The organism is Streptomyces sp. NPDC059567, assembly GCF_042735655.1.
GTDB lineage: Bacteria > Actinomycetota > Actinomycetes > Streptomycetales > Streptomycetaceae > Streptomyces.
The window spans coordinates 14157-23852 of record NZ_JBHWBS010000099.1; the positions used below are offsets into that span (position 1 = coordinate 14157).

Below are 9696 nucleotides of genomic sequence, written 5' to 3' on the forward strand. Positions count from 1 at the left end.
GGCTCTCCCGGCTGTTCGGGGGGCCGCCCTTCACCCCCCATTATATTTGTCTCTTACTCCGTGGGGGGGGGGCTCCATCTTGCCCCCCCCCCCCCAACAGTCTTTTCCGGGCTTTACACCTCGTAGGTGCCGGGTAAGGTTAGGTTAGCCTTATCGATCCCGGCAGGAGGTGAACCGCGTGTACGTCTGCTCATGCTTCGGCGTTACGGAGAAGCAGGTCAAGGAGCACGCGGACGCGGGCGCCTGCACACCTCGCCAGATCGCCTCGGCCTGCAAGGCCGGAACCGACTGCGGTTCGTGCGTGCGGCGCATTCAGGCCATCCTCGGGCGCGGCAACTGCCCTCGCCGCGAGCTCCTGGACCAGGGGATGCCGGCCCTGACCTCTGCCCCCGAGGACCTCTCCGAAGCCGCGTAGAGCCGCCCGGAGCCCTTAGCTCGGCTGCTCGATGAGCGTCGAGATGTACAGCGCCTCGCCGAGGTTCTCGATCAGGTCCAGCTGCGTGTCGAGGTAGTCGATGTGGTGCTCCTCGTCGGCCAGGATCTCCTCGAAGAGGTTCGCCGAGGTGATGTCCCCCTTGGCGCGCATGACCTCGATGCCACGCTTGAGGCGGTCGATCGCCTCCACCTCCACCTGGCGGTCCGCCTCGAACATCTCCTTGACCGTCTGACCGACCCGTACATGGAAGAGCCGCTGGTAATTGGGCAGACCGTCCAGCATCAGGATGCGTTCGGTCAGCTTGTCCGCGTGCTTCATCTCATCGATGGACTCTTCGCGGGTGTACTTGGCGAGCTTGGTCCAACCCTTGTTGTCCTGGATGCGGTAGTGCAGCCAGTACTGGTTGATGGCCGTCAGTTCGCCGGTCAGCTGCTCGTTGAGGAACTCGAGGACCTCGGGGTCGCCCTGCATCGCAGAGGCTCCTTCCACGCATGTCTATGTCGTGACTGGGCAGGATGGCCGCATCCTTGCACCACGGATGGGGGGCGTCCAGTAAGTGCAGGCTTAGTGGGAGTTGCCCTGAATCAAGATGGTGTGCGAGGTTGGCTGGTCATGACCACCCCTCGCGGTCTGTCACCATGGATGACATGGGTCAGCCGGAGAGCGGAGTACACCGGGAAGCAGGGCAGTCGGATCTTCCGCCGGGGCAGCGGCTGCAGCGCGGCTGGCCGGTCACCCACTACGGCCCCGTCCCCAAGTTCAAGCCCGATCGCTGGGAGTTCCGGGTCTTCGGGGCGACGGCGGACGGCGACAAGCGGTGCTGGAACCACGAGGAGTTCTCGGCGCTCCCGTTCTCGACGGTCGTGGCCGATCTGCACTGCGTCACGAAGTTCAGCATGATCGGGGCCGAATGGGGTGGGGTGTCCGCCCGGACGATCCTGGAGCTCGCCCCGCCGGCCGCCAACGTCACGCATGTGATGGTCTGGGCCGAGTACGGCTTCAGCGCCAACATGCGGCTCTCCGACTTCGCCTCGGAGCGCTCGATCTTCGCCACCCACAAGGACGATGAGCTGCTCACCGCCGAGCACGGCTTCCCGCTGCGTCTCGTGGTGCCCCATCTGTACGCCTGGAAAGGGCCCAAGTGGGTCCGGGGCGTGGAGTACATGACCGCTGATCGCCGCGGCTTCTGGGAGGAGCGCGGCTATCACAACATCGGTGATCCGTGGACCGAGCAGCGGTACTCCTACCAGGAGGAGCCCGGGGACGGCCCGGAGCTGTAGACGCCCCGGGCCGCCCTCTCGTGCGCGGTCTCAGTGGTGGTACTGGTGGACCACCGCGTGGCCCTTGCCGCGGCCGATCATCCACTTGTTGACGGGTGTGGTGATCAGGAAGGCGATGAGGAAGGCGAAGGCCAGGGCGCCCCAGAACAGCGCGTCCGAGAGATGGGCGTCCATCGCGCCGGGGACCAGCAGCAGCACGCCGTTGTCGACGATCTCCATCACGGCGATCGAGAGCGTGTCGGCGGCGAGCGCGACCCCGATGGCGGCCTTCAGGCTCAGGCCGGCGCGGGTGACCGCCCACAGCGTCAGCGAGTAGCCGAAGAAGAAGGCCAGGGCGATGGCGAGGACCATCGTCGGGGCGTTGCCCCAGCCGAGCGCGGTGCCGATGATCATGCCCAGGACCTCGCCGATGGCGCAGCCGGTGAGGCAGTGGAGGGTGGCCTTCGCCGCCATGGACCAGCTCACCTTGCCGGGGGCGTGCCCCTGGCGGCCGCCGTGGCCCTCGTGGGCGGCGTCGCTCTCGTGCCCGTGGTGGGTGGCGTGGTCGTGCGCGGATCGGTGGTGCGCGTGCGCCTCGTGCTCCATGGGGTCCCCCAATGACCGGTAGCGGTTCCTGCTGCCTCCACAGGAACCGTATACCCCCCAGGGGTATTCCTCAACGGGAGACTCAGCCCCTGAGCTTCTTCAGCCGCTCCACGTCCGCCACGTGCCCTTCCTCCCCGCCCGGGGTCTCGATGATCAGCGGGACGCCTTCGGTCGCGTGGTGACGCATGAGCTCGCGGAACGGCTCCTCGCCGATGTGGCCGGCCCCGATGTTCGCGTGCCGGTCCTTGTGCGCGCCGACGACGTCCTTGGAGTCATTGGCGTGGATCAGCTTCAGCCGCCCCTCGCCGACGACCTCCACCAGCCGGTCGAGCGTCTGCGCCATGCCGTACGGCCCGGTCAGATCGTGGCCCGCGGCGAAGATGTGGCAGGTGTCCAGACAGATGCCGAGCTTCGGATGGCGGTCCAGCGCGTCGAAGTACGGGCCGAAGTCCTCGGCGCGCGAGCAGAGCGAGAACCCCTGCCCGGCCGTCGACTCCAGCAGCAGGAACGGGTCGTCCGGGTGCGTCAGCTCGTCGAGCAGCGGCCGCATCCGCTCCCGCACCTGGGCCAGCGCCTCGGCTCTCGGCCGGCCACCGGTCGCCGATCCGGTGTGCACCACCACGCCCTTCGCGCCGATCTCCCGGCCCCGGCGCAGCGAGTGCCGCAGCGACTCCACCGACCTGTCGACGGTCGCCTCGGTGTGGGAGCCGAAGTTGATCAGATACGGGGCGTGGACCCATGCGGACAGGGACTCGGCCTCGCACCCGGCGCGGAACAGCTCGTCCTGGGCCGGGTTGCCCACGGGGGTGGCCCAGCCGCGCGGGTTGGCGACGAAGACCTGCACGGTCTCCGCGCCCAGCTCGCGGGCGTAGCCCAGACCGACCGTGGCGAGGCCGCCGGCCACGGGGACATGGCCGCCGACGGGGTTGCGCATGAGTTCTTACAGTCCCTTGATCGTGATCGTGACGGTGGAGCCCTCGGGGGCGGTGGAGCCGCCCTCGACGGACTGGCCCGAGACCTTGTCGCCGAGGAAGGGGAAGGTCTTCTCGACCTTCACCTCGAAGCCCGCGCCTTCCAGTCTCTCGCGCGCGGTGTCGGTGGACTCGCCCACGACGTCGGGGACCTCGATCATCCGCGGGCCCTTGGAGACGGTCAGGACGATCCGGTCGCCTTGCGCGGCGCGGCTGCCCTCCGCGAGGGACTGGGCCGCGACGGTACCTGCCGCCTCGGGGGAGTGGACGCGCTCGGTGGCGACCTCCACCTTGAGGCCGGCGTCCCGGAGCGTGCTCGTGGCCTCGTCCACCGTCTCGCCGGCCACGTCGGGGACGTCGATCGGGACGCCCTTGCTCACGACCAGGGCCACGGCCGAGTCCGGGCTGCGCTCGGTGCCGGGCTCGGGGTCGGAGCTGATCACGGCGCCCTGCGCGACGTCCTGGCTGAACGCCCGGGTGATCACACCCGGCGCCAGCCCCTCCTTCGCCAGGAGCCGCCTGGCCTCCGCCAGCGGCTTCCCCTTGAGGTTCGGGACCTTCACGATCTGCGGGCCGCGGGAGATGGTGAGCGTTACCGTGCCGTTGCCCCGGATCCGCGCGCCGGAGGCGGGGTCGGTGGCCATGACCGTGCCGCGCTCGTACACGTCGCTGAAGGCGCGCTTCGTCGTGCCGACGTCGAGCCCGGCGTCCCTGAGCCGCTTCGTGGCCTGCGGCTCGCTCTGGCCGAGGACGGCCGGGACGCGGGTGAACTGGCCGGAATTGATGTACCAGACGCCCGCGCCGAGCCCGAGGGCGAGCAGGACGGCCGCCAGGACGAGCAGAGGGCCGCGGGGGCGGCGCGGAGCGCGCCGGGACTCCGGCCGGGGCTCGGGCGGCGGCATCGTCAGCCGGCTGGTGTGCTGCACCGGCTGCTCGGTCTCCGCGGGCAGGGTCCGGGGGATGACGCTGGTCCGGTCCTCGGCGCCCGTGGTGTCCTCCCGGTGCGCCTGCGGCGGGACCGCGTCCAGCTGCTCGTCCCCGAGCGCCGAGCGGGCCTCCCTGGTCAGGGCGAGGAGTGCGACGGCGTCGTAGGGGCGGACGTCGGGGTTGCGGGCGGTCGCGGTCGCCACCAGCTCGTCCAGTTCGAGGGCGAGACCGGGGACGACGGCGGACGGGGCCGGGACGTCGGTGTTCAGGTGCTGGTAGAGGACCTGCGCGGGGGTGTCCCCGGAGTGCGGCTTCCCGCCCGTCAGCATCTCGTACAGGACGACACCGCAGGCGTACACGTCGGCGCGGGTGTCCGCCGTGCCGTGCTCGATCTGCTCGGGGGCGAGGTACGACACGGTGCCGAGGACGGAGCCGGTGGTGTTCGTGGCCGAGCCCACGGCCCGTACGAGACCGAAGTCGGCGACCTTGACCCGGCCGTCGTCCCCTATCAGGACGTTCTCCGGCTTCATGTCCCGGTGCACGAACCCGGCCCGGTGCGCGGCGCCCAGTGCGGCGAGCACCGGCTCCAGGATGTCGAGCGCCGCCCGGGGCTGGAGCGCCCCGCGCTCGCGCAGCACGTCGCGCAGGGTGCACCCGGCGACGTACTCCATGGCGAGATAGACGTACGCGCCGTCCGCTCCCTGGTCGAAGACCCCGACGACGTTCGGGTGCGAGAGCCGCGCCACGGACTTCGCCTCGCGGATGAACCGCTCCACGAAGGTGGCGTCGGTGGCGAGGTCCGGATGCATCACCTTGAGCGCGAGCACCCGGTCGAGTCGGGTGTCGACGGCCCGGTAGACCGTGGCCATCCCGCCGACGGCGATGCGCGCGTCGACGCGGTAGCGGTCGTCGAGCAGCTGCCCGACGAGGGGGTCATGAAGGGTCGTGTCCACGGCCTTGAGTTTACGAGCCGGTGAGGACACCCCGTCCCCACCGGCCGCTACCGCAGCACAGCTGTGACGTGCGGGACCGGTCCGCCGGCCGTCAGAACGCCGGCCGCTCCGGGTCCAGGGCCGCGCGGCCCTCCGTCGGGGACGAGGCCTCCGCGAAGTGGCGGCGCGGGATCCGGCCCGCCCGCCACGCCAGCCGGCCCGCCTCCACCGCGTGCCGCATCCCCTCCGCCATCAGCACCGGCTCCTGCGCCCGGGTCACCGCCGACGCCAGCATGACCGCCGCGCACCCCAGCTCCATCGCCAGGGCGGCGTCCGAGGCCGTCCCGGCACCCGCGTCCAGGATCACCGGCACCCCGGCCCGCTCCACGATCAGCTGGAAGTTGTGCGGGTTGCGGATCCCGAGCCCCGAGCCGATCGGCGAGCCCAGCGGCATGATCGCCGCGCACCCCACGTCCTCCAGCTTCCGCGCCAGGACCGGGTCGTCGTTGGTGTACGGCAGGACCGTGAAGCCGTCGTCCACCAGCGTCTCCGCCGCGTCGAGCAGCTCGATCGGATCGGGCAGCAGGGTCCGCTCGTCGGCGACGACCTCCAGCTTGATCCAGTCGGTGCCCAGCGCCTCCCGGGCGAGCCGCGCCGTCAGGACGGCCTCGCCCGCCGTGAAGCAGCCCGCCGTGTTCGGCAGGACGCGGATGGAGAGCCGGTTCAGCACGGACAGGACCGAGCCCTGCACGGTCGGGTCGAGACGCCGCATGGCGACGGTGGTGAGCTCGGTGCCGCTGGCGATCAGGGAGCGTTCGAGGACGTCCAGGCTCGGGGCGCCGCCCGTGCCCATGATCAGACGCGAGGAGAGCTCCGTACCGCCGAGGAGGAAGGTGTCGTCGGACATCGTGCTCAGCCCCCCTGCACGGCAGTGAGGACCTCGACCCGGTCGCCCTCGCCGAGGAGGGTCGCGGACCACTGGCTGCGCGGCACGACCGTCTCGTTGACGGCCGCGGCCACGCCGGACGGCGCCGGCGTCAGCGTCGCGACCAGCGCGTCGAGGGTCGTGGGCGCGGCGAGGACACGCGCCTCGCCGTTGACGGAGACGTTCGTCGAGTCGTTCATACGTGCTGCTCCTGACGTACGGGGGAGAAGCGGCGGGGGGTGAAGGGGCGGGCCTCGTCCGGAAGCACGCCGGTGGTGAGGAGGTCGGCCATCACATCGCCGGTGACGGGGGTGAGCAGGACCCCGTTGCGGTAGTGCCCCGTCGCCAGCCGCAGGCCGGGCAGGGCGGTCGGGCCGAGCAGCGGCGCGTTGTCCGGGGAGCCGGGCCGCAGGCCGGCGCGGGTCTCGGTGAGCGGCAGCTCGGTGATGCCCGGCACCAGCTCGTGGGCGTCGCGCAGCAGCTCGTAGACCCCGCCCGCCGTGACGGTGGTGTCCCAGCCCAGTTCCTCGCTGGTCGCGCCGACCACCAGCTCGCCGTTCTCGCGCGGCACCAGATAGACGTGGCTGCCGCGCACGACCGCCCGGACGGTTCGCGACAGGAACGGCGCGTACGCCCCCGGCACGGTCAGCCGCAGCACCTGCCCCTTGACGGGGCGTACGGGCGGAAGCGCATCGTCCGGTACGCCGGCGAGCCGGCCGCTGAGGCTGCCCGCGGCCAGCACGACCTGGTCCGCTTCGAGCGCCTCGCCCCCGGCGAGCAGCACGCCCGCCGCCCGGTCCCGTACGACGGTCAGCCGCTCCGCGAGGGCGCGGTGGAAGACCACACCGGCCCGCTCGCAGGCGGTGACCAGCGCGGCGGCGAGCCTGCGCGGATCGACCTGGTGGTCGCCGTCGACCCGCAGGCCGCCGCGCACGCCGGGGGCCAGCATCGGCTCCAGACGACGGCAGTCACGGCCGCTGAGCCACTCCGACTCCAGGCCGCAGCGGGTCTGCAGGGCGTGCAGTTCGCGCAGATGCGCCCGGTCGTCGGCGTCGAGCGCGACGGCGAGCGTGCCGCAGGCGCGGTAGCCCACGTCGTGTCCGGTGGCGTCCCGGAGCTCGGCGACGAAGCCGGGATAGCGGCGCGCGGAGGCGAGGTTGAGGGCGAGCAGGGTCTCCTCGCCGTAGTGGAGCTCGGTGACGGCGGCCAGCATCCCGGCCGCCACGCGGGCGGCACCGCCGCCCGGTTCCGGGTCGACGACCGCGGTGCGCAGCCCGCGCTGCGCGGCCCGCCAGGCCGTGACCAGACCGATGATTCCGCCCCCGATGACGAGGACGTCGGATGTACGCGACATGGGCGTCCAGCCCCTCCCTTCGCCGGCATGACCCGGATCAGGTTCGTACGGTCGGAGGCCGGCCAGCCTCCCTCTCAGCCCGGTGCGTCCGGGCTCCCGCGAGTGCTCTACGTTGACGGTCAGACTAACCCCCGCCCCCGACGCCCAGTAAGGGAGCCTCCGCCGTGGCCCGATCCCTTGACGGACTCGTCCTCGCGCCCGTCGCCGACCAGGCCCCCGGCCAGGTGGGCACGCGCACCCGCTTCACGTACCACGAGGAGGGCGGCCGGATCTGGGCCGAGTACGCGGGCGGGGACGTGGTCCGCGGGAACCTCGTCGGCACGCGCGCGGGGGACCGTCTCGACTTCCGCTACGTCCAGTTGAAGCAGGACGGATCCACCTCTTCCGGGCATTGCGTCTCGACGGTGGTGGAGCTGCCGGACGGGCGCGTTCGGCTGGAGGAGACCTGGGCATGGGAGTCCCAGGAGGGCTCCGGCACCAGTGTGGTGGAACAGCTGCCTTCCTGACGGTGCGTCAGATCGTTAAGGTGATCGGGTGAGCGAGCAGAAGCAGGCACAACAGCGGGTCGTGATCGTGGGCGCCGGCATGGCGGGGGTGCAGACCGCCGTCGCCCTGCGCGAACAGGGCTTCACCGGCCCGGTCACCCTCATCGGTGCCGAGCCGCACCAGCCCTACGACCGGCCGCCCCTCTCCAAGGCCGTGCTCCTCGGCAAGGCCGAGGACTCCGCCTTCGACGTCGACTTCGAGGCCCTCGCCATCGAACTGCGCCTCGGCCTCGACGTCACCGGGCTGCGCGCCGAGGACCACGAGGTCGACACCGAGGCCGGACCCGTCCCGTACGACGTCCTGGTCGTCGCCACCGGTGCCGAGCCGGTCACCCTGCCCGGCACCGAGGGCGTGCCCGGCGTCCATCTGCTGCGCACCCTCGACGACGCCGCCCGCCTCAAGCCCGTCCTGGAGCGGCGCCACGACATCGTGGTGGTCGGTGCCGGCTGGATCGGCGCCGAGTTCGCCACCGCCGCACGCCAGGCGGGGTGCGCCGTCATCGTCGTGGAGGCCGCCGACCGGCCGCTCGCAGGCGCGCTCCCCGTCGAGGTCACCGCCCCGATGGCGCAGTGGTACGAGGAGAGCGGCGCCGAACTCCTCACCCACGCGCGCGTGGCCGCCGTCGAACCCGGCACGGTCCTCCTGGCCGACGGCCGCCGGCTGCCGGCCGAGGCGGTCGTCGTCGGCATCGGCGCCCGCCCCGCCACCGGCTGGCTCGCCGACTCCGGCATCGCCCGCGACGCGGACGGCTCCATCACCGCCGACGAGCGGCTGCGCACCTCCCTGCCCGACGTGTACGCCGTCGGCGACTGCGCCTCCTTCCCCTCCGCCCGCTACGGCCGCCGCCTCCTGGTCCACCACTGGGACAACGCGCTCCAGGGCCCGCGCACCGTCGCGGCCGACATCATCGGCGAGGCCCCCCGGCCGTACGACCCGGTGCCCTACTTCTGGTCCGAGCAGTTCGGCCGCTTCGTGCAGTACGCCGGGCACCATGGAGACGACGCGGAACTGCTCCGGCGCGGCGACCCGGCCGGACCCTCCTGGTCGGCCCTCTGGCTGCGCGACGGCGCCCTGGTCGCCCTGCTCGCCGTCGGACGCCCCCGCGACCTGGCCCAGGGCCGCAAGCTGATCGAGTCCGGCACCCGGATCGATCCGGAGCGGGCCGCGGACCCTTCCGTCCCCCTGAAGGCGGCGGTCCTGTAGGGCTCGACTACCGGCTGTCAGTCCGGGATGGCAGGCTTGTCCACGTGACCGAGATTGACGCAAGAACCGATGCTCTCGTCCCCGCCTGGCTCTACCTTCCCGACATCGCGGAAATGCTCGATGTCGAGGTGACGCGCGTGCGGCAGCTGGTCAAGGAGGGCCAGCTCATCGCCGTACGCCGCGGTGAGAACAAGGCGCTTCAGGTGCCCGCCGCCTTCATCGACGGCGACAAGGTGGTCAAGGGCCTCTCCGGGACCCTGACGCTCCTGAAGGACGACGGCTTCACCGACGAAGAGATGCTGGAGTGGCTCTTCACTCCCGACCCGAGCCTGCCGGGCACGCCCGCGCAGGCCCTCAGCGAGAATCGCGGCACGGAGGTGAAGCGCCGCGCCCAGGCGCTCGCCGTCTGACGCACCGAAGACACCACAGAGGCTCCGTGGGGCCGGGCCCGGGCCCGGCCCCCCGGAACAACCCCCCCCACCCGGGGGCTAAAGCCAAAACACCCCCCCCCGCCCACCGCCCCCCCCCCCCCCCCCC

At 71.8% G+C, this 9696-nt stretch carries 12 protein-coding genes and 1 riboswitch; of the genes, 5 read left to right on the forward strand and 7 right to left on the reverse strand.

Annotated elements, in window-relative coordinates; genetic code table 11:
* Positions 1-169 precede the first annotated feature (169 nt).
* Entirely contained in the window at positions 170-415 is a 246-nt protein-coding gene (locus ACFVZW_RS30855; RefSeq protein WP_329121521.1) for a (2Fe-2S)-binding protein, read from the forward strand.
* A 15-nt stretch (positions 416-430) separates the two neighbouring features.
* Here the strand turns inward: ACFVZW_RS30855 and bfr are convergent, their stop codons facing one another.
* Positions 431-907: a bacterioferritin gene (bfr, locus tag ACFVZW_RS30860; RefSeq protein ID WP_384528171.1), complete on the reverse strand. Its 477-nt coding sequence runs from the start codon at positions 905-907 to the stop codon at positions 431-433.
* A 176-nt stretch (positions 908-1083) separates the two neighbouring features.
* Between bfr and ACFVZW_RS30865 the strand changes: the two genes are divergently transcribed.
* The gene (locus tag ACFVZW_RS30865; RefSeq protein WP_384528174.1) at positions 1084-1716 is read left to right on the forward strand and encodes a sulfite oxidase-like oxidoreductase; all 633 of its coding nucleotides are present in this window, start codon (positions 1084-1086) and stop codon (positions 1714-1716) included.
* A 30-nt stretch (positions 1717-1746) separates the two neighbouring features.
* Here the strand turns inward: ACFVZW_RS30865 and ACFVZW_RS30870 are convergent, their stop codons facing one another.
* From ACFVZW_RS30870 to thiO, 6 genes are all read right to left on the reverse strand, one after another.
* The gene (locus ACFVZW_RS30870) at positions 1747-2301 is read right to left on the reverse strand and encodes a DUF4396 domain-containing protein (protein ID WP_384528177.1); all 555 of its coding nucleotides are present in this window, start codon (positions 2299-2301) and stop codon (positions 1747-1749) included.
* A gap of 82 nt (positions 2302-2383) precedes the next feature.
* A complete protein-coding gene (locus ACFVZW_RS30875) occupies positions 2384-3235 on the reverse strand; it encodes a deoxyribonuclease IV (RefSeq protein ID WP_384528180.1) in 852 nt (283 codons plus the stop codon).
* Positions 3236-3241: 6 nt separating this feature from the next.
* Positions 3242-5152, reverse strand: coding sequence for a Stk1 family PASTA domain-containing Ser/Thr kinase (pknB, locus tag ACFVZW_RS30880; RefSeq protein ID WP_384528183.1), 1911 nt, complete (start codon positions 5150-5152; stop codon positions 3242-3244).
* A 91-nt stretch (positions 5153-5243) separates the two neighbouring features.
* Positions 5244-6038 (reverse strand): thiazole synthase, encoded by a 795-nt coding sequence (locus ACFVZW_RS30885; protein ID WP_384528186.1) that lies wholly within the window; start codon positions 6036-6038, stop codon positions 5244-5246.
* A gap of 5 nt (positions 6039-6043) precedes the next feature.
* The gene (gene thiS / locus ACFVZW_RS30890; protein ID WP_383562407.1) at positions 6044-6256 is read right to left on the reverse strand and encodes a sulfur carrier protein ThiS; all 213 of its coding nucleotides are present in this window, start codon (positions 6254-6256) and stop codon (positions 6044-6046) included.
* The gene (gene thiO / locus ACFVZW_RS30895; protein WP_384528189.1) at positions 6253-7410 is read right to left on the reverse strand and encodes a glycine oxidase ThiO; all 1158 of its coding nucleotides are present in this window, start codon (positions 7408-7410) and stop codon (positions 6253-6255) included. The genes thiS and thiO overlap by 4 nt, the downstream gene beginning before the upstream one ends.
* Positions 7408-7520, reverse strand: a riboswitch (TPP riboswitch). (Overlaps the previous gene by 3 nt.)
* Before the next feature lie 54 nt (positions 7521-7574).
* Here thiO and ACFVZW_RS30900 point away from each other — a divergent pair.
* The 3 genes from ACFVZW_RS30900 to ACFVZW_RS30910 are packed head-to-tail and all read left to right on the forward strand — an operon-like array spanning position 7575 to position 9569.
* Positions 7575-7916, forward strand: coding sequence for a hypothetical protein (locus ACFVZW_RS30900; protein ID WP_384528192.1), 342 nt, complete (start codon positions 7575-7577; stop codon positions 7914-7916).
* Between the two features lie 28 nt (positions 7917-7944).
* Positions 7945-9159 carry an NAD(P)/FAD-dependent oxidoreductase gene (locus tag ACFVZW_RS30905; RefSeq protein WP_384528194.1) on the forward strand — a complete coding sequence of 405 codons (1215 nt, stop codon included), beginning with the start codon at positions 7945-7947 and terminating at the stop codon, positions 9157-9159.
* A 44-nt stretch (positions 9160-9203) separates the two neighbouring features.
* Positions 9204-9569: an Rv2175c family DNA-binding protein gene (locus ACFVZW_RS30910; RefSeq protein ID WP_383562399.1), complete on the forward strand. Its 366-nt coding sequence runs from the start codon at positions 9204-9206 to the stop codon at positions 9567-9569.
* Positions 9570-9696 lie beyond the last annotated feature (127 nt).